At 40.0% G+C, this 18,591-nt stretch carries 17 protein-coding genes, 1 tRNA gene and 1 pseudogene; 3 read left to right on the plus strand and 16 right to left on the minus strand.

Annotated features, from left to right (window positions below; all coding sequences use genetic code 11):
- Nucleotides 1-465: 465 nt before the first annotated feature.
- Both truA and BC659_RS02990 read right to left on the minus strand, forming a co-directional pair.
- Entirely contained in the window at nucleotides 466-1,239 is a 774-nt protein-coding gene (truA, locus tag BC659_RS02985; protein ID WP_133473161.1) for a tRNA pseudouridine(38-40) synthase TruA, read from the minus strand.
- Nucleotides 1,239-2,003, minus strand: coding sequence for a hypothetical protein (locus tag BC659_RS02990; protein WP_133473163.1), 765 nt, complete (start codon nucleotides 2,001-2,003; stop codon nucleotides 1,239-1,241). Before BC659_RS02990 ends, truA begins: the two co-directional genes overlap by 1 nt.
- Before the next feature lie 208 nt (nucleotides 2,004-2,211).
- On the opposite strand from BC659_RS02990, the gene BC659_RS02995 reads away from it, so the two are divergent.
- Entirely contained in the window at nucleotides 2,212-4,674 is a 2,463-nt protein-coding gene (locus tag BC659_RS02995; protein ID WP_133473165.1) for a M1 family aminopeptidase, read from the plus strand.
- A gap of 175 nt (nucleotides 4,675-4,849) precedes the next feature.
- On the opposite strand, the gene BC659_RS17075 is transcribed toward BC659_RS02995, so the two are convergent.
- From BC659_RS17075 to gap, 5 genes are all read right to left on the minus strand, one after another.
- Nucleotides 4,850-5,641 (minus strand): TPM domain-containing protein, encoded by a 792-nt coding sequence (locus tag BC659_RS17075; RefSeq protein WP_133473167.1) that lies wholly within the window; start codon nucleotides 5,639-5,641, stop codon nucleotides 4,850-4,852.
- A gap of 39 nt (nucleotides 5,642-5,680) precedes the next feature.
- The gene (locus BC659_RS03005) at nucleotides 5,681-6,142 is read right to left on the minus strand and encodes a TPM domain-containing protein (RefSeq protein ID WP_133473169.1); all 462 of its coding nucleotides are present in this window, start codon (nucleotides 6,140-6,142) and stop codon (nucleotides 5,681-5,683) included.
- 89 nt (nucleotides 6,143-6,231) lie between these two features.
- Nucleotides 6,232-6,822: a LemA family protein gene (locus BC659_RS03010; RefSeq protein WP_133473171.1), complete on the minus strand. Its 591-nt coding sequence runs from the start codon at nucleotides 6,820-6,822 to the stop codon at nucleotides 6,232-6,234.
- Nucleotides 6,823-7,029: 207 nt separating this feature from the next.
- Nucleotides 7,030-8,223, minus strand: coding sequence for a phosphoglycerate kinase (locus BC659_RS03015; protein WP_133473173.1), 1,194 nt, complete (start codon nucleotides 8,221-8,223; stop codon nucleotides 7,030-7,032).
- 122 nt (nucleotides 8,224-8,345) lie between these two features.
- The gene (gap, locus tag BC659_RS03020; RefSeq protein ID WP_133473175.1) at nucleotides 8,346-9,359 is read right to left on the minus strand and encodes a type I glyceraldehyde-3-phosphate dehydrogenase; all 1,014 of its coding nucleotides are present in this window, start codon (nucleotides 9,357-9,359) and stop codon (nucleotides 8,346-8,348) included.
- Nucleotides 9,360-9,658: 299 nt separating this feature from the next.
- On the opposite strand from gap, the gene BC659_RS03025 reads away from it, so the two are divergent.
- Together BC659_RS03025 and BC659_RS03030 are read left to right on the plus strand one after the other, a co-directional pair.
- Nucleotides 9,659-9,733 (plus strand) — tRNA-Glu (locus BC659_RS03025).
- Nucleotides 9,734-10,324: 591 nt separating this feature from the next.
- Nucleotides 10,325-11,463 (plus strand): annotated as a pseudogene (locus BC659_RS03030) (IS3 family transposase).
- A gap of 368 nt (nucleotides 11,464-11,831) precedes the next feature.
- Here the strand turns inward: BC659_RS03030 and BC659_RS03035 are convergent.
- The 9 genes from BC659_RS03035 to BC659_RS03065 form a co-directional block, all read right to left on the minus strand.
- On the minus strand, nucleotides 11,832-12,338 hold the full coding sequence (locus tag BC659_RS03035) for a response regulator (RefSeq protein WP_342775723.1): 507 nt from the start codon (nucleotides 12,336-12,338) through the stop codon (nucleotides 11,832-11,834).
- On the minus strand, nucleotides 12,335-12,484 hold the full coding sequence (locus BC659_RS16790) for a response regulator (RefSeq protein ID WP_162847335.1): 150 nt from the start codon (nucleotides 12,482-12,484) through the stop codon (nucleotides 12,335-12,337). The genes BC659_RS03035 and BC659_RS16790 overlap by 4 nt, the downstream gene beginning before the upstream one ends.
- Nucleotides 12,485-12,490: 6 nt before the next feature.
- A complete protein-coding gene (locus BC659_RS03040; protein ID WP_162847336.1) occupies nucleotides 12,491-13,195 on the minus strand; it encodes a sensor histidine kinase in 705 nt (234 codons plus the stop codon).
- Nucleotides 13,196-13,266: 71 nt separating this feature from the next.
- Complete coding sequence (locus BC659_RS16795) at nucleotides 13,267-13,593, minus strand: hypothetical protein (protein WP_162847337.1); 327 nt, start codon at nucleotides 13,591-13,593, stop codon at nucleotides 13,267-13,269.
- Nucleotides 13,594-13,964: 371 nt separating this feature from the next.
- The gene (locus tag BC659_RS03045) at nucleotides 13,965-14,459 is read right to left on the minus strand and encodes a hypothetical protein (RefSeq protein WP_133473180.1); all 495 of its coding nucleotides are present in this window, start codon (nucleotides 14,457-14,459) and stop codon (nucleotides 13,965-13,967) included.
- A gap of 232 nt (nucleotides 14,460-14,691) precedes the next feature.
- Entirely contained in the window at nucleotides 14,692-15,342 is a 651-nt protein-coding gene (locus BC659_RS03050; RefSeq protein ID WP_133473182.1) for a response regulator transcription factor, read from the minus strand.
- Between the two features lie 312 nt (nucleotides 15,343-15,654).
- Nucleotides 15,655-16,778 (minus strand): IS3 family transposase gene (locus BC659_RS03055; protein ID WP_133473184.1). Its coding sequence is split into 2 segments (ribosomal slippage): nucleotides 15,655-16,517 and nucleotides 16,517-16,778, totalling 1,125 coding nucleotides; the frame shifts between segments, so codons are not numbered across the junction.
- A 74-nt stretch (nucleotides 16,779-16,852) separates the two neighbouring features.
- Nucleotides 16,853-17,041 carry a cysteine peptidase family C39 domain-containing protein gene (locus BC659_RS17120; RefSeq protein WP_133473186.1) on the minus strand — a complete coding sequence of 63 codons (189 nt, stop codon included), beginning with the start codon at nucleotides 17,039-17,041 and terminating at the stop codon, nucleotides 16,853-16,855.
- On the minus strand, nucleotides 17,038-18,450 hold the full coding sequence (locus BC659_RS03065; protein WP_133473188.1) for a TlpA family protein disulfide reductase: 1,413 nt from the start codon (nucleotides 18,448-18,450) through the stop codon (nucleotides 17,038-17,040). Before BC659_RS03065 ends, BC659_RS17120 begins: the two co-directional genes overlap by 4 nt.
- Nucleotides 18,451-18,591: the final 141 nt, after the last annotated feature.

An 18,591-nucleotide genomic window follows, 5' to 3' on the forward strand; every position in this document is an offset into this window, starting at 1 on the left:
TATTTGAAGATTTTTCAAACTTTTTTTGCTGTCAAAATCGCTGTAAGAACTACCGTTTTTTTCAAACGGACGGCAAAGATAAGAGCTTATTTTTTAGTACCAAATTTTATTTGATTTTTATTTTTTCAGACCCTCATTTATGCTTCAATGAACTTCCGTTTTTGTTGAACGGGCGGCGAAGATAAGCGTGTATTTTTAACCACCAAATTTTATTTTAAAATTTCTGGTTTTTTTCTTGCCATTCACTGTAGCTGCCTTCAAAGAACACCCTCTTTTTTCATAAGCGGGGTGCAAAGATAAGCGTGAATTATTCCCTGCCAAATCTTTTTCAAAACTATTTTAGTGTGGAATCTTAAAACCCTTTGCTGCAAAGACTTTCAGCGGATAAAAAAAATGAAGACTTTTTTTTCATCGTCTTCATCAGCTCTTTTTATTGGCATATAAACACATGAATCAATCAACCGGTTATTTATTTTCATCTATCACTTCCAATAGGCCATCAGGATATCTTACACGCATCAGATATAAACCATGCGCAGGTGTGGTGAAATCTGCCTTACTGCAATCTTTCGCTTCGATCACTTTTCGGAAAAGAATCTCCGACTCTTCCAATGTATACTCGGTCCTCGCTATCCGTATCATCGTTCCCACAATACCCCTGATCATTCCCCGCAAAAAACGGTTGGAACTGATATGAAACGATATCTCCCCCGCCCCATGCTCGTGCCAAATGGCTGAACGGATCTTACAGTTGTAAGTATATACCTGGGTATTTCGCTTCGAAAAAGAAGTAAAATCCTCATATTCCATCAGCACAACCGCTAATCTATGTAATACAACCTTGTTCAAAGGAAAAGGATATAACCAGCCCTTTTCTGTTAAAAAAGGATTTTTCTGCTTGTAAATCAGGTACTTATACACCCTCTCCACAGCATCAAACCTGCAATGTGCAGCTTCATCTACCTTATATATACCCGTAACTGCGATATCTGCCGGTAAAATGGCATTCAGGTTGTAACGGTGCTTCGCTGTAAGTTCAATAGCTGTATCGAAATGGAAAAAATTCTGTTCAGCATGCACGCCGGCATCCGTTCTGGAAGAACCCGTAAGCGTAAAATCGTCTCTGAACAATGTTTTCAACGCATGCGTAACCTGCGATTGTATGGTCTCCTGTCCATCCTGTATCTGAAAACCAGCATATCGGCTTCCCTGGTAAGCTACTGACAGAAAATAACGCATCAGGGAGTTTTGAAGGTATGGTTAATGAAAGAAGGCAACATGGCAGCTGGGGCTGGCTGGCTTTTATAAGCAGGTATTTCCTGGTTTTTTCCATTTACCCGAGCCATACCCGGAGGTTTGATTACAGGCACATAAAGAATCACCGTATCATTCTTAGGCACGCCATTCACCACAAAAACCATATCAACGCCCTCAGGTGATGACTTATCATAGATTTTCTGCACCAGTGGTAACTGGTTTTTCTTTTTAGGAGCCAAGGGCTGTTCTGCCACCGTAATCACTTTAGCGATGGTATCGGCAGGCTTTACCGGGTTTTGAAGAGGAAGCTGTGGTATTTCTTTCGCCTTTACATCGGCTACAGGCTCTTCTTCCTTTTTTACCTGAGGTTTGGGCAATACAGCAATGGTTTTTCCCTTTTGTTGTGAAAAATCAACGAGGTTAAATAAGCTCCAGGTATTATCAAGTTCCTGCTTAAGAGAAAAGCCCAGATCCTTCCCCTCCACACTTATCTCATACTGTTGTTCTTCTTCCGATTGGGCAAAACCTATATGAATCTCATATTTACCATCTGTCAGTTTAGGAATCAGTAAATAACCACTGGCATTTGAACTAAGGGTACTACCCATAATGCGCAGATAGAAGGGGCGGTTATTTTCTGTCTGAAAAAAAAGATAATGGGTAGCCTGCGCCGACACCGTTTCTAAACCCATTAAGAGTAGGCCTGCGATGCATAAATAAGTCAGTAATGATTTCCCTACCTTCATATCAACAAAATTACAGTTTTAATCTGCTCTTGCTACTTAAGTGCATAACCCATCCAACCATTAATAAAATTCTAACATTCTGCGTGTATTACAGGTTTATCTTTAGACCTCTAAAACACAAGCATGAAATGTGCAGGAATACATATTCCTATCGCCCGGAATATTTACCAGCGAATTCCATGTGACCAAAATCACTAAAAATCAACGCATGAAAAGATTATTGTTACTGCTTGCCTTCTTCCCCGCTATTTTGAAGGCCCAGACAACCGGTGCCGATGACTGGAAAAAAGTTTACCGGTCATTTGCCACTAAAGTGAATGATGTCGTTCACACCAGATTAGATGCAAAATTCGATTATGACAAGTCTTACCTCAATGGTAAGGTATGGATTACGCTGGAACCTCATTTCTACAGTACCGACTCCCTCCAGCTTGATGCAAAAGGAATGAATATTCACCAGGTAGCGATTGTAAAAGCCGGTAAAAATATTCCTTTGAAATATGGATATGACAGCCTCTTCCTGAATATCCAATTAGACAAAAGCTATAAAAAAGGTGAACGATACACAGTTTATATTGATTATACCGCTAAACCCAATGAATTTAAAGCTGCCGGTAGCGCTGCCATTACAGATGCTAAAGGCTTATACTTTATAAATCCAAAAGGTGAGGAAAAAGATAAACCCACACAGATCTGGACGCAGGGCGAAACAGAAGCCACGTCTGTATGGGTACCTACCATCGACAGACCGAATCAGAAATCAACACAGTTGTTTAACCTCACGGTTCCCAAAAAATATGTATCACTGTCAAACGGCAAGTTGATTGCACAGAAATTAAATACAGATGGAACCCGTACAGATACCTGGTCGATGGACCAGCCGCATGCTCCTTATTTATTTTTCATGGGCATTGGTGATTATGCGGTAGTAAAAGATTCCTATAAAGGAAAAGAAGTGAGTTATTATGTAGAGAAAGAATACGAAAAAGTGGCCCGTAAAATTTTTGGTGACACACCTGAAATGATGGCTTTCTTCTCTAAAAAACTAGGTGTTGAATATCCATGGGTGAAATACAGCCAGATGACTGCCCGTGATTATGTGAGTGGTGCCATGGAAAATACCACCGCCACCCTTCACCAGGAGAGTGCACAACAGGATGCACGCGAACTGGTGGATGGTAATGGATGGGAGTCTACCATTGCCCATGAGTTATTTCACCAATGGTTTGGTGATCTTGTTACCGCTGAAAGCTGGAGCAATCTTACGGTGAATGAAAGCTTTGCCGACTATAGCCAGTATTTATGGGCTGAGTACAAGCATGGTAAAGATGAAGCCATGTTTGAAAACTTTAACCAGATGCGCGGATATATAGGCAGCGGTCAGCAGGCACGCGACCTGGTTCGTTTCTACTACAAGGATAAAGAAGACATGTTTGATGCCATCAGCTACAACAAAGGTGGCCGCATATTACACATGTTGCGGAACCTGGTTGGTGATGATGCTTTCTTTGCCTCACTGAATAAATATCTTACCACCCATAAATTCGGCAACGGTAATGCACACAAACTACGCCTTGCTTTTGAAGAAGTAACCGGCAAAGACCTGAACTGGTTCTTTAATCAGTGGTACTTTGGCAATGGTCATCCCCGCATCGATATCAGTTATCAATACAATACAGAAAAGCAGGTAGCGAGTGTGATCATCAAACAAATTCAGGCCGGTGATAAAATTTTCAGGCTGCCTTTCACCATTGATATCTGGCATGGCAATGAAAAAAAGAGAGAGATGGTATGGATGGAAAACAAAGCAGACACTTTCAACTTCAGCGTAAAATCTAAGCCTGACCAGATTAATGTTGATGCAGACAAATATTTACTGGTTGATAAAAAAGATAATAAGAACCTCGCTGAATTTATTCATCAGTTTAAACACGCAGGTAACTATCTCGACAGAAGGGAAGCCGTTGCATTTGCGGGTAACAATCTAAAAGAGCCTGCTGCTGTTCAATTATTGATGGATGCATTAAATGATCCTTACTTCCGCATCCGTTCACTTGCCATTACCAATCTGGCCAAAGTAACACCTGATGATGCATTGATTGCCAAAATGGAATCAATTGCTAAAAATGATCCTAAAAGAACGGTGAAAGCAGAAGCCATCGATTTTCTTGCCAAACTGAAAAAAGAGAGCTACAGCTCATTGTTTATGCAGGCAACAAAAGATTCTTCCTATACATTGGCAGGTGCCGGTTTGGAAGCACTTTCTGAGATAGACAGTGCGGCTGCACTTACACTGGCCAAAGAGCTTAGCAAGTCTCCTTCCAAAGGAAGATTGAACGAAGCGATTTCTGGCATTATGATTACCTATGGCGATGAAACGGCTTTTCCGATCGTATCAGATAGTTATGAAAAAATGCCGCTGACTTTTGCAAAAGTGCAGATGAGTGCTACTTATGCCGCATTTGCAGCCAAACTCACTAAGATGGATGAGTTTACAAAAGCCGTGGATGCTATTTTTGCTTTCAGGGATATGATTCCTCCTTCTGCCCGTGCCCAAACTGATCCAACCATTCTGGGTGCACTTAAATCATTGGCTACTGCCAAAGAAGCGGCCGGTGCAAAACAAATGGCCGATTATGTGCGAAATAAGTTACCGGAAGAGAAGAAGTAGGAAATAAGGAATAAGAAATAAAGAATATGAAATAAGAAAATACATTTGCTTTTCCAACTACAACCAACAAAGAAGCCTCCTGCATGGGAGGCTTTCTTTATAGTAGAATAATTTTTTGAATCCTTAATTTCCTGATTTTATATTTCTTATTCCTTATTTCTTATTTCATTACTGCCTACCATCCACCACCGGCTCCGCCTCCACCACTGCTTCCACCTCCGAAACCGCCAAAGCCGCCGCCACCAAAGCCACCGCTTCCACCTCCCCAGCCGCCACCGCTGCTTCTTCTGCCGCCACCGAGTACAGACGACCAGAAGATGGCTTCTGCAATATCACCATATCCTTTTCGGCTTACCATACCACCTCCACGACCACCACCGCCGCCTCTTGCAACAATCATCAACACAACAAACAGTATCAATACAAATGTGAGTATCGATTTTCCGGTAGTGCCGCCGTTGCTTTTCTTGTTACGTTTAATTTTATATTCACCCGCAGCTGCTTTACTCAGATCATTGATCGCATCATCAATACCTCTGTAATAATTGCCTTCTTTAAAAGCCGGAACAATTTTATTACGATATATATCTGATGCAATGATATCAGGTATGGCACCTTCCAATCCATAACCTACTTCAATCCAGACTTTTCTGTCTTCAATAGCTGCCAGTATTAATACCCCATTATTCTTTTCCTTACTACCAATACCCCATTCACGAAACAATTTGTTGGCATATTCCTGCACTTCATAACCATTCAGCGTAGGAATTAACACAACGGTAATCTGGTTAGAGGTGCTGTCGTCCAGTGCTACCAGTTTCTGCTCCAAAATATCCACCTGCTCTTTCGACAACACATTGGCTTTGTCGTTTACCAGTTTGGGCGGATTGGGTCTGGGCAATACTTCCTGTGCCTGTGTTGCCACAAAGCTCAGCAGCATGATCCATATGACGAATAATTTTTTCATGTAGTTATTGTTCAGGTGTCGTATCAAATGACACTGATTTTATTTACCAAATACAATATCATCGGGCAACTCATTCTTATCTCCTTTTTTATCGTAAGGAAAATGATGGGCCAATGCTGCACCAATATCTTCAATAATCGTTGCCAGGCCCTCAGCATAATGCTGCTGTCGGAATTCTGACAGCATTTTCTTCACTTCCTCATCCCAGAATGCACTACCTACTTTTCGGTGTATACCCTCATCCCCAAAAACAGCCAGTTGCCGGTCTTTCATAGCGATATATACCAACACACCGTTCCTTTCGGCTGTGGCATCCATCTTCAGATTGAAAAAAAGTTCCTGTGCGCGGTGTAATGGATTTACATATGCACATTTGTTTTCAATAAAAATTCTCACTTCTCCACTGGTCTGTTGTTCGGCAGACTGAATGGCAGCTACAATTTTTTGTTTCTCTTCGTCTGAGAAATAACGTTCCGGCTTTTTTCTGAAGAGTCCGAACATAGTCTGCTGATATTAAAAGCCACAGTGAGTAACAGTCTGAAGAAGTCATGATCAACTTCTTCTGCCGGAACAACACTGTGGCTTATGTATTAAAATTTAACTTCCGGCGCTTTTTCGGCACCTGCATCGGCTTTAAAGCCTTCTTTTACTTTAAATCCGAACATACCTGCCAGAATATTCATCGGGAAAGAACGTGCTTTAATGTTATAGTCGGCCACTGCCTGGTTAAAATCGTTACGGGATACTTTGATCCTGTTTTCTGTACCCTCCAGCTGTGCCTGTAAGCCTCGGAAAGCATCATTGGCACGCAGATTAGGATAATTCTCAGTTACCATCAATAAGCGACCCAATGCCTGAGACAGTTGCCCCTGTGCAGCCTGATACTGTTGTAGTTTTTCAGGTGACAGATCATTAGGATCTACTTTGATTTGTGTGGCACTGGCTCTCGCATTAATCACATTTTGTAAGGTAGTCTGCTCAAAATTAGCTTCTCCCTTTACCGTATTTACCAGATTCGGGATCAGGTCTGCACGGCGCTGATAATCGCTTTCAACGTTTGCCCATGCTTTTTTCACCACTTCATCCTGTTTTACCAGACCATTATATCCATTGCACCCACATCCACCTAAAACAAGGACCAATGCAGCAATGACAATTAAGGTTAGATTTTTTGTACTCATGTTGACTTGATTTTTATGAAATTAGTTATTTAAATGCTGTTTTATAGTATTAGTAGCAGGATTGTGCAAAACATTACATAAAGCTAATGGCTTATGGTTCATAGCGTATAGCTGGTAGGTAATAGCATATGGGTTATAAGCTATCACTATTTAGCTGATTATAAGCCATATGCTATGAACCATAGGCCATACGCCATATGCAAAAAGCTATTTCACCGCCGCAATCCCCGGCAATTCCTTGCCTTCAAAATACTCCAGCATGGCGCCGCCGCCGGTGGATACGTAGCTGACTTTATCAGCAAAACCGAATTGGTTTACGGCTGCCACACTATCGCCCCCGCCTACCAATGAAAAAGCGCCGTTGGCTGTGGCTTCCGCAACCGCTATTGCGATGGCTTTGGTTCCGTGCTGAAATTTTTCCATCTCAAATACGCCCATGGGACCGTTCCAGAGAATGGTTTTGGAACGTTTGATGCAATTTGTGAACTGATCACAGGCACTGGCGCCGATATCCAATCCCATCCAGCCATCCGGAATATGGTTGCTGGGTGCGGTGGATGTATTCGCATCTGCAGCAAATTTGTCGGCAATAATAGAATCGGATGGCAGGTGAATACACACACCTTTCTCTTCAGCTTTTTTTAGTAAGGCAACCGCTGTATCCAGACGGTCATCTTCACACAATGAGTTTCCGATGGTTCCTCCCTGTGCCTTCATAAAAGTATATGCCATACCACCACCGATAATAATATCTGTAGCCCTTTCCAGCAGGTTTTCGATGATCAGAATCTTATCGCTGACTTTGGCACCACCGATGATAGCTGTAAAGGGTTTCTCTGCCGAATGCATTACTTTTTCCGCACTGGCTACTTCACCATCCATCACGGTACCGAACATTCTTTTATCTGTCTGGAAAAACTGTGCAATAACTGCAGTAGAAGCGTGCGCACGGTGTGCTGTGCCAAATGCATCGTTTACATATACATCGCCCAGCTTACTCAACTTTTCTGCAAAAGCAATATCACCTTTCTCTTCTTCCTTATAAAAACGAAGGTTCTCCAGTAATAATACCTGACGGGGTTGTAATGCCGCTGCCTGGGTGGCTGCTGTTGCTCCGATACAATCATCCGCAAACAATACTTCTGCACCACCCAACAGTTGAGACAAATGCTGAACGAGGTGTTTCAGTGAATATTTTTCTGTTGGACCTTCTTTAGGTCTGCCGAGATGACTCATGAGGATCACACTACCGCCATCACCCAGAATTTTCTGAATGGTGGGAATGGTGGCGCGCATACGTGTATCATCTGTTATTTCATAAGCTGCATTCAAGGGCACATTAAAATCTACCCGGATCAATGCTTTCTGATTGCTGAAGTTATGGTTGAGAAATTTGCTCATTTTATTAATTTGGAAATTTGAAGATTTGGAAATTTGGAAATAATTAAAAAAAGAAATGTGGCAAATGAATAGTGTTTCTCACATTTTCAAATTGCCACATTTCCAAATTTCCAAATTGATTATTATTTAGATATCAATCCTGCAAAATATTTTACGGTTCTTACCAGTTGGCTTACGTAACTCATTTCGTTATCGTACCAGCTTACTGTTTTTACCAGCTGGCTGTCGCCTACGGTCATTACTTTGGTTTGTGTGGCATCGAATAGTGAACCATAGTGAATACCGATGATATCAGAGCTTACAATTTCATCTTCCGTATAGCCGAAGCTTTCATTACTGGCTGCTTTCATGGCTGTATTGATTTCTTCTGCCGTTACTTTTTTATTCAGGATCACTGCCAGTTCGGTTAATGAACCGGTGATGGTAGGTACACGCTGTGCGCCGCCATCCAGTTTACCTTTCAATTCAGGTAATACCAGACCAATGGCTTTTGCTGCACCTGTGCTGTTGGGCACAATATTGGCGGCGGCAGCTCTTGCTCTGCGCAGATCACCTTTCGGATGCGGTGCATCGAGGGTATTCTGGTCGTTGGTATACGCATGGATGGTTGTCATGATACCGGTGGCAATGCCAAAATTATCGTTCAGTACCTTGGCCATGGGTGCCAGACAGTTGGTTGTACATGATGCACATGAAATGATGGTTTCGCTACCATCCAGAATATTGTGGTTTACATTGAATACCACTGTTTTGAGGTCGCCGGTTGCGGGTGCTGAAATAACTACACGCTTGGCGCCGGCTTTAATATGTGCTTCTGCTTTTTCTTTATCAGTGAAGAAACCGGTTGATTCGATCACTACATCTACACCATGTGCTCCCCAGGGAATCTGTGAAGGATCTTTCTGCGCATAAATTTTCACGGTTTCGCCATTTACAACGATGGCATCATCGGTAGAAGTAACAGTAGCGTCGAAACGGCCCTGTGCGCTATCGTATTTCAGGAGGTGTGCTAATACTTTAGGACTGGTCAGATCATTGATCGCTACTACATCAATACCTTCCATATTGTAGATCTGACGAAACACCAAACGGCCGATACGTCCGAAACCGTTGATGGCAACTTTAACTGTACTCATTTGTTTTTGTTTTAGGTATATGGCTTAAAGAGTGGCAAATTTACATGGATTGGGAGGAAAAATGAGGATATTTTTTGAGGGATATGATTTGTTAGTTTCTACAGATAAATACTCCATTTTAGCCACAGATGCACAGATTCGAGGTTATAATCTTTGCATCTATGGCTAAAAGCCAATTTCAGCCTTTGCGCACAAGGCTTATGAATGCTGCGTTGGACTATTCATTTCTATAAAAAAGCGAAAAAATTTTGGCAGGTAGTTTTCAAAGCCTATTTTTGCGTCCCGATTGACAAAAAAATGCCCGGTTCGTCTATCGGCTAGGACATCTCCCTTTCACGGAGGAAAGACGGGTTCGATTCCCGTACCGGGTACCATACCGGAAACACTCAAATCTTTGAAGCGTTTCCGGTTTTTTATTTCCCTGAAACCCTCTCCCAGCTTGACTATCAGCCGAACTGCCTCATTCACTTTTGTGGTTCGATGTTGCTTGCCGTCAAAAACGAACTTTTCTGGAAACATCGAACCAATTATCTGCCTTTTCATCGCTGAATCACCTTGTATGTATAGTGTTTTGATTCGAGAAAGGTTGCTTATCCCTTTATCGACCATTTCATTATAATTTTTTTCATCGAGAGCAGTAGTTGCCAGCTTGGCTTCCAGTTCTGTAATCAGCCGCACAGACTCTTCTTTTAGTTCCCGAAAATCCTGGTGGTCCATTTTTTCATCAACGACAAGAACCCGCCCATTTTTCAGGCGATTATTGACAACCTCAATTTGATTGAGAATTTTATTTCGCTCGCTTCGGACATCCTTGGTAAGTTCATTCAGGCGCTCTTTAAGCAGCACCGCATATGCCTGGTTATAGGAAAATGGAATGGTGTGTTTTGACCTCCCCCCAGAAAACTGGACATTATTACACTAGAAAAAGGGGTAATTATTCATAATTTAAACCATGAATTTTTACCATGAAGAAGTCAAAATTTACTGAAGCGCAAATTGTGTTTGCGATTAAGCAATCTGATCAGGGTTTAAAACGTAGGAAATCTGTCGTAAGATGGGCATCATCGAAGCGACATTTTATAACTGGAAGAAGAAGTATGGCGGGTTAGGTGTGTCTGAGCTGCGCGAGATGCGCCAGCTCAAGGAGGGGAATGCCCGGCTAAAACAGATGGTTGCTGATTTAAGCCTGGACAGGCAAATGCTTCAAGATGTGATCAAAAAAAAGCTTTAAGGCCAGCCCAGAAGAAGGAGCTGGCCGGCTATTTAATGGGGCAGTACAAGGTGGTGGTAAGACGTGCTTGCCGGGTACTGGAGCTTCGCCATTCGGTATTTTACTACCGCCATCATCGAAGAGAAGACAGGCCCTTGAGGAAACGCATTAAGGAAATGGCAGCTAAGCGCATCCGTTATGGGATGTGGCGGATCTACACGCTACTGCGCAGGGAAGGCTGGACGGATAACCGCAAGCTTGTGCATCGTATCTACAAAGAAGAAGGTCTGAACCTTTGTAGTAAACGCCCACGTCGAAGCAAGTCTGGTGCTCACCGGCTGGAGAGACTACAGGAGGTTGGATTGTACGAGTGTTGGTCAATGGATTTTGTAAGCGATGCCTTGTTTGACGGCCGTAAGTTCCGGGCCTTAACTATAGTGGATAATTGTAGTCGGGAATGTCGGGCAATCGCTCCGGGGTGGTGATGTGGTAAACGCTCTGGAGGAATTAAAACAGTATCGGGGATTAATACCCAAACGGATACAAACAGATAATGGCAGTGAGTTTATATCAAAAGAAATGGACCGCTGGGCATACTACAACCAAGTAACGATGGACTAATCACGTCCGGGCAAACCTACGGACAATCCCTTTGTGGAATCTTTTAACGGAAGCTTCAGGGATGAATGCCTGAATGCGAACTGGTTCTTATCTTTTGATGATGCGGCGCAAAAGATTGAAGCCTGGAGAACAGAATACAATCATTACCGGCCGCACAGTTCTTTAGGCGACCAGACACCAATATCATTCGTAAGCAAATGCCTGCAGATGTTGGAAGAAAGTCAAACCCTGCCGGGGGCTCCTGATGCAGATAAAACGATTTTTTGCAACTGAAGGTCTTCCATCGACAGCGTCAGAAAAATCATTTTCCCACATCAGTATGAAAAAAACGAAAACAAGCCCTTTCTATAGTTTAGCGTGTGCCGGAATATGGGAGGAGCTCATTGGGTATAAGGAAATAGCGGTAATGATCAAGCCGAACTTTCCATTATGGAAAATTGTTCCATGGAAATGAGTTTTGTAAAGGACCCCCTCCTTCTTTAATAACTCATTTCCATTGATAAAATTGGAACAATACAGAGATTGGATATCTGCTTATGAAAAACGCTTGTTATCTCTGAACGGTGTGAAAGTAATGTCAAACGCAGAATTAAAAAAGGGGTAAAAACCCCTGTTTTATAAATATACAGAGTTTGTAAAAGCTATGACCTGTCACTTATATTATGTTCCATAGCATACACAATCAGACCAGACTTACCCTTTACGCCAAGCTTCCTGGTTAACTTTTTCCGGTAATCATCCATTGATTTAGGACTTAAAAACATCTGTTCTGCAATTTCCTGATAGGTTAGCTGTTGACAAAGTAACTTCAGAAATTTTAGTTCATTGTCTGTTAAATCAACCTTGGGCTGGATTTGCAAAACATTCTTTTGCAGCCCGGATATTATTTTTTTTGAAATGGAATCGGGAAGATAACTTCCGGTATTCCACAATGTCTGGATAGCATCATGCAATCTTTCGGGTTCTGCATTCTTAGTAATATATCCATGAGCTCCGGCCTGAATCATTTTCAGAATGGTAGTTTCATCACTATACATGGAAAGCACCAGAATCTTTACTTGAGGATAATGGCTATTTAACCACTGTGCAACTTGTATACCATCCTTCCCTCCCATATTTACATCTAGGATGAGAATGTCAGGTATCAGATTTTTTTAAGGGCCGTGATCACCTCCTCACCATTATCAGCCTCAAAAGCAATATGGTAATTGCCTAAAAGCTGAATCAGGCGTACCAGTCCCTTTCTTAGCATGGTATGATCATCAGCAAAAGCAAGGCTAAGTTTTCGCTGCATAAAATCCTATTTACTATTAAACTGATCCACTGGAATAAACACCTTTACAAGTGTTCCCATTCCGGGTTCACTTTGAATCAGAAAACTACCATTGAAAATGGATACTCTTTTTTTCATATTGCCAAACCCTATTCCATGCTTTATGCCTTCCTGGCTCAGGTCAAATCCTTTACCATTATCCCTGATGGACATTTCCACTCCGTTGTCAATACGAATTAACTTAAAATCTACTTCTGACGCACCTGAGTATTTCAACATATTTTTAATCGCCTCCTGATAAATCCGGAATAACAGTAACTGAATTTCCGGTTTCAGGTCCAATTTCAGGGTAATGGATTCATCTATTTCCAGGGTACTGTTTACAACATTTTTCCGTTTGAGATTCTCCAGTTCATATACAATGGCATTAAAAACCCCTATCTCCACAATTCGATCCGGATTCATACTCCTGGACAAATAAGTAAGGTCTTCCATCGATTTTTGCAATAGTTCCCGACTTTCCTGAACCAACTGTAAAGCTGATGGATCCTGACCAATTTGACTGATAAGAATAGTAAGGTTTACGTTGGTAAGGAGTAATGTTTGGCCAACATTGTCATGAATTTCCATGGATATGTCCCTCTGGACTGTTTCCTGAATTTCCATGCGCGTGCTGAGTATCTCATTTTCCATGGTAACTTTCAAAAGCTCCAGTTCCTTTTTTTGCTGCATCTTTCTTTTTTGGTATGAAAAAGTCAGCAAGACGACAAAGCCAATTAAAAAGCTGATTATGAGACTAATAGCTAGGAATTGGGTATAGATTTCCGGGTATTGATCTGGCATACGAATGCAATAATGAGAATAATATAGAAAACACCATTTACAAAAAGGATGATACTTCTGGTCAAACGAATCATTTCTTTTGGCAATGTTGCGATAAAGTTAAACACACCGGCTACAGATAAAGACGTAGCATAAAAAACCAATAAGCCGGTCACTATCCAAAAGGAAGGTTCTTTTAAAAGGTTATCTACCTGTGCTTCTTTAAAAGTGTGATAATAATAATAAATACAGACATAAACGATGATGAGAACACTAAATGTGTAGCTATAGGTGTGAAAGGTTTTCAATCCATGTACCAAAAATATATCTATAAGACAACAGCAGGCTATTAGGACCATCAGTCTTAAAACAAAAGTTTTCCGTAGAATAAGATATAAAGTATAGGCAAAATAACAAAGCTCAATTACTGAATAGAGATTGACTAACCACAGATTATTGATAGAACGTACCCTGTAATACCGGGCTACCAATTCAACACTTAGGGAAAGCAGGAGCAGTAAAGGTATAGTCCTGAGATAAGGAAAAGAGGGTCGCGTCTTTATAGAAAAGCCTGTAATTACTGCGACTAAAAGAATAATCCAATCGATTCTGATATCATTCATAACCTAATAACTCCTGTAATATACAGGAGTTATTAACGGGTTCAGGATTTTATTGACTAAATAATTTCTATCCCTCCATTCTCATCTGTCATGGTAAATCCAATGGGATCCAATTCCATTGACAAATCGATGTCAAAATCAGGAGGCATTCCTCCGCAATAAGGCGGGCAATTTTCCCCTTTGTTAAACGCCAATAGTTCCTTCTTTCCATTTTTATTGATAAACAAGGCTTTATTTCTGGCACCCGGATGGTTTTCCGATTTTCTTGTTGCAACCATTACAATCGTTTGACGTCCTGCCAGTTCGCTCAGAGGGTAATCAGCTGGATAAACGCCAAAAAACATTTTAACGCCATCAGCTCCATGTTGTTTGATAAGAGAAATAAAATGTTCCAGTTGTTCCATTCCAAACCAGGTACTCAGGGAATCGGGTTTATCCAGTTTTTGGCTATTGGGTTTCCATCTTTCCAACTTGTAGGTGCTAACCAGATCATGGACATGCTTTGTTGAAACCAGACTGCCATTGCTTTCAATAATAGATTTTGTGGTCATAAAAAGAAGTTTGATGAACACCAAACTTCTTGGCCTATTCGACCTTAAAAATCACATAAATACCTATTTATCAATTAATTATTAATTAACTATAATTATAATATAATATACGTCAATTGCTTATCTATTAATGACAAAATTAATCCCTGTTTTTGGACAAAAAAATCCCTGTTTTCAGGGTTATTGAACCCTTGAAATTTTAAACATTTCTCCTACTAATTGGAAACAAAAATTAGAACAGTTGAACAATGCCATTTTCAATGGCATAAAAAGTGAGGGCAGCCCGGTTGTTAATTCCCAGTTTTTGGAAAACACTATCCCGGTAATTTTCCAGGGTTTTTGGCTGAACAGATAGCTTAATGGAAATTTCTTTATAGGTTAGGTTTGTACAGGCAAGTTTTATAAACTGGATTTCCTTTTCAGTTAGCAATTGTTTGCCCTGAAATCCCTTTTGATTGCGCATTTTTATTAAGTCGCTATATTTCTTTTTTATATTTATGGGGATATAAAACCCGAAATCAACTACGGATTTAATGGCACTTTCCAGTATGGATGGATCAGCTGATTTTGGCAGGTAACCACAGGCACCCTGATAAATAGCGTTTAAAATAACATCTTCCGACTGGTATAAGGAGAAAATAAAGATTTTTACAGATGGATACAAAGTATGGATCTCTCTGATAACATCAAATCCACTCATCTTAGGCATAGATAGATCAAGAATAATGACATCAGGCAAACTGCCGCTTTCCAATTGGCTTAATAGCTCCTTTCCATTTGAAGCTTCTACTATAACCTGGAATTGTTTATTTATTTCAAGAAGTGTCCTTATTCCTCTTCTGGTAATTGCATGGTCATCCACAAGGCCAATTTTTACCTTCATAAATTTTCAATAAATTTAAATGGTATAATTAACCAAATATATAAATCATTTAATGATAAAGATACCTTAAGGGGAAACCACAAATTATCTGAAAATATTAATAGATTTTGATTAGACCCTAACGCAAGAAAATATTCACTGCGAGAAAACTAAGCATTGAGGAATTATAAGTCGTATGTTGACTAAAGTGAAGTAATACCTAATGCCTTTTTTATATTATAATAAAACCGATCTAAAATAGTGTACTCTTTAGTAATGATTAAAGCATCACCATGTAAGCCATTGTAAGCTCCCCGTAATTTAGTGCCACGGTTAGTTAGAGTTTTCTAAGGTAATATTTTTCTGTTTTTGCTTCCATTTGTCTGCATATCTTATCGGTGATAAATAGCCCAATGATTTATGCGGTCTCTCGGTATTGTAATCCATTCTCCACTCTTCTGTTTGCTCTCTGACTTCCGATAAACGATAGAACAGGTAGGCATTTAATACCTCTCTTCCGATGCTTCCATTTTTCCTTTCGATGTATGCATTTTGGGTGGGTTTCCCCGGTTGAATAAACTGTATCGTTATCTGCCTGCGTTCATCGCTACACCATTCTTCTAGCTTATGGCTGATAAATTCAGGGCCATTGTCGCAACGAATATTGGCTGGTTTACCTCTTTGTGTAATCAGTTTTTCCAGCACTCTGATTACCCTAAGAGATGGCAATGACGTATCTACTTCAATAGCCAAAGATTCCCTATTAAAATCGTCCATTACATTGAACAAGCGGAACCTTCTTCCATCTACCAGTGTATCGCTCATAAAATCAATACTCCACACCTGGTTAGGCGCTACAGGAAGGGTCAATGGCTGTTTTATCCTCTCAGGAAGCCTCTTTTTGGCTCTGCGACGGATATTGAGTTTCATGTCCGTATATACTCTGTAGATCCTTTTATGATTCCACCAGTGACCCTTATTCCAAAGCCGGTAACAACATTGCCGGAACCCAATAGCAACATGCTTTGTAGTTAGTGCAGTCAGGGCGTCCTGAAGCTCACTGTCATCCTTCGGTTTTGATTGATACTGGTAAGTACTGCGGGATATGCCTACCAGTTCACATGCCTTACGGTTACTTAACTGCTCTTCTTCTACCAGATGATGGGCAGTCTCCCGTTTCGCTTCAGGCGTTAAAACTTTTTTGCAATCAGGTTTTTCATGGCTCTATTCTCAAGACTCAGTTCAGCTACAATCTTTTTGTACTCACTAATCTCGGCTTCCATCTGCTTCATCTTTACAACATCGCTCACTTCCATGCCCCCATACTTCGCCTTCCAGTTGTAAAACGTTGCTTCACTGATGCCCATCTCCCGGGCAATGTCTTTAACAGCAATTCCTGATTCCTGTTTCTTCATGGCAGATACTATCTGCGTTTCGGTAAATCTTCCTTTTTTCATGTCTTTCAAAGTTTAAAGTTAACAAGCTTTTTACCGCTAACTCTAACCTTCAATGGACAACTTTTAGGGGAAGCCTACACTCGGAACCCAATATCTTCAGCAGCATCACTTAATCCTAAAAGAGAGACACCATCTCGCCTTAATCGAGTCTTAGCATGCAATTGCGCAGGAGTTATAGACTGACCATAATAATTCGCAACCATTCGCAGGCATGTTGGACCACAGTCCATTGTGTTCATCTGTTTATAAAAATCAAATTTCATAACTTCTTTGCTAAATCAATTTGGGATAGTAGCTCATTTAATCTAACTGGCTCTGCAGCTTGTGAAAAGGCGATATCACCTCTTTCTGTAACAATCAAATATCGAGGTATACTAACAATATGAAGTAAATTAGATAGTTTTTCAATTTCGTTAGCGTCTTTAAGGATATAATTTTTCGAACTAGTAAGTCTTCCTTTCTTCAAATAATTTTTCCACTGATTATAATCTTGGTCGAGTGATATAGTAATGAGCTCAGTTTCAGATCTGCCTGATTTAATATTGTGCAATAAAGGCTGAGCTTTAATGCAAGGCACGCACCAAGTAGCCCACAAATCGACAAATTTGATATTTGAATTTGATTGAAATATTTCTCCAATGGTAAATACGGCACCATTTGTGTTTTTTAATTCTATATTATATATTGAATACAGGTTTAATTCAGAATATTTCTTTGTGAACTTTAGTTGAATTTCTTTTGTTTTAGGGTCTTTATAAATATTTAAGATGTCATTCTTAATACTGTCTGTTACCCTATCAAAAATGTTAACTCTACTTAGATAATGCATTCTTACTATCCCGGCTAATGCAATTTCAAGATTCTTTCCCTTTAAAAGCTTTTTGGCATTTGCAGAAGCTTCTTTAAAATACTCAATCGCAGAGAGTGAAAGACTACCCTTGTGAAAGTAATACTCAAAATAAGCACCAATAAAATCAAAATAATATTGAGACTCGCATAGAATAGAATCATTAATATTACTTGCTAGCATTGCATGTTCGACTAATTGCTCTATGCTATCTGTAATTGGAATTTTAGAATCTCTTAATTGACAAAGGAAGTCTGATAGAAAATAATAAGGCATTTCTTTAATAATAAACTCCCTAAATGATTTACTTATTGGATATTTCCTTGCGAAGGAAGGAAGCCATTCTTCTTTAATCCATTTATAATATTGATAAACTTCTTTGGCAGACAGCAGTTTATCCTTATAGGTTACTGTTTTCAATCTAGGTGAATTCTGTATTAACTTTTTTAATCTATTATAGTACACATAATTACCTGGATAATCTGACAAAGCATCTAATGAATCATTATAATCTTCTTTATTACCTACAAAATAAAAATTAACTATTGCCCTATCTCCCTGCTCAATAAAGACATAATTATAAAATAGTGAATAAAGTCCACTTTGCTTTTGATCAAATCTGCTATTATAATTTGAATCTTTAATTTTTACCTTAATATTATTGTATTCTGTATTTAGGAAATCGGTGGTATAAAAAGGAACTGTATTATAATCATAGTTATGCATAGTACCAGAGATACTAGTCTTCTTATCACACCCCAATAGCGTAAAAAGAGTACAAACTAATAAACATTGAGCTATAAAAATTTTCTTCAAATATGCCATCTTATAAAATTAAAAGATTAGGAGAAATATAATATTCCTCCCAATCCTTATTTTAGGAACTAAGGCCAGTAAGTAGAATTATTACTTCTTACACAATACACTGCACAATTGGTTGCATTAGCAGCACATCCACCCCAACCA

This window comes from Sediminibacterium goheungense (assembly GCF_004361915.1).
GTDB lineage: Bacteria > Bacteroidota > Bacteroidia > Chitinophagales > Chitinophagaceae > Sediminibacterium > Sediminibacterium goheungense.

Bases quoted from the DNA above. Each gene is read 5' to 3' on its own strand.
- truA (WP_133473161.1), bottom strand. From the start codon at position 1,239: ATGCGTTATTTTCTGTCAGTAGCTTACCAGGGAAGCCGATATGCTGGT.
- BC659_RS02990 (WP_133473163.1), bottom strand. From the start codon at position 2,003: ATGAAGGTAGGGAAATCATTACTGACTTATTTATGCATCGCAGGCCTA.
- BC659_RS02995 (WP_133473165.1), top strand. From the start codon at position 2,212: ATGAAAAGATTATTGTTACTGCTTGCCTTCTTCCCCGCTATTTTGAAG.
- BC659_RS17075 (WP_133473167.1), bottom strand. From the start codon at position 5,641: ATGAAAAAATTATTCGTCATATGGATCATGCTGCTGAGCTTTGTGGCA.
- BC659_RS03005 (WP_133473169.1), bottom strand. From the start codon at position 6,142: ATGTTCGGACTCTTCAGAAAAAAGCCGGAACGTTATTTCTCAGACGAA.
- BC659_RS03010 (WP_133473171.1), bottom strand. From the start codon at position 6,822: ATGAGTACAAAAAATCTAACCTTAATTGTCATTGCTGCATTGGTCCTT.
- BC659_RS03015 (WP_133473173.1), bottom strand. From the start codon at position 8,223: ATGAGCAAATTTCTCAACCATAACTTCAGCAATCAGAAAGCATTGATC.
- gap (WP_133473175.1), bottom strand. From the start codon at position 9,359: ATGAGTACAGTTAAAGTTGCCATCAACGGTTTCGGACGTATCGGCCGT.
- BC659_RS16790 (WP_162847335.1), bottom strand. From the start codon at position 12,484: ATGCAGCGAAAACTTAGCCTTGCTTTTGCTGATGATCATACCATGCTA.
- BC659_RS03040 (WP_162847336.1), bottom strand. From the start codon at position 13,195: ATGCAGCAAAAAAAGGAACTGGAGCTTTTGAAAGTTACCATGGAAAAT.
- BC659_RS03045 (WP_133473180.1), bottom strand. From the start codon at position 14,459: ATGACCACAAAATCTATTATTGAAAGCAATGGCAGTCTGGTTTCAACA.
- BC659_RS03050 (WP_133473182.1), bottom strand. From the start codon at position 15,342: ATGAAGGTAAAAATTGGCCTTGTGGATGACCATGCAATTACCAGAAGA.
- BC659_RS17120 (WP_133473186.1), bottom strand. From the start codon at position 17,041: ATGAAATTTGATTTTTATAAACAGATGAACACAATGGACTGTGGTCCA.
- BC659_RS03065 (WP_133473188.1), bottom strand. From the start codon at position 18,450: ATGGCATATTTGAAGAAAATTTTTATAGCTCAATGTTTATTAGTTTGT.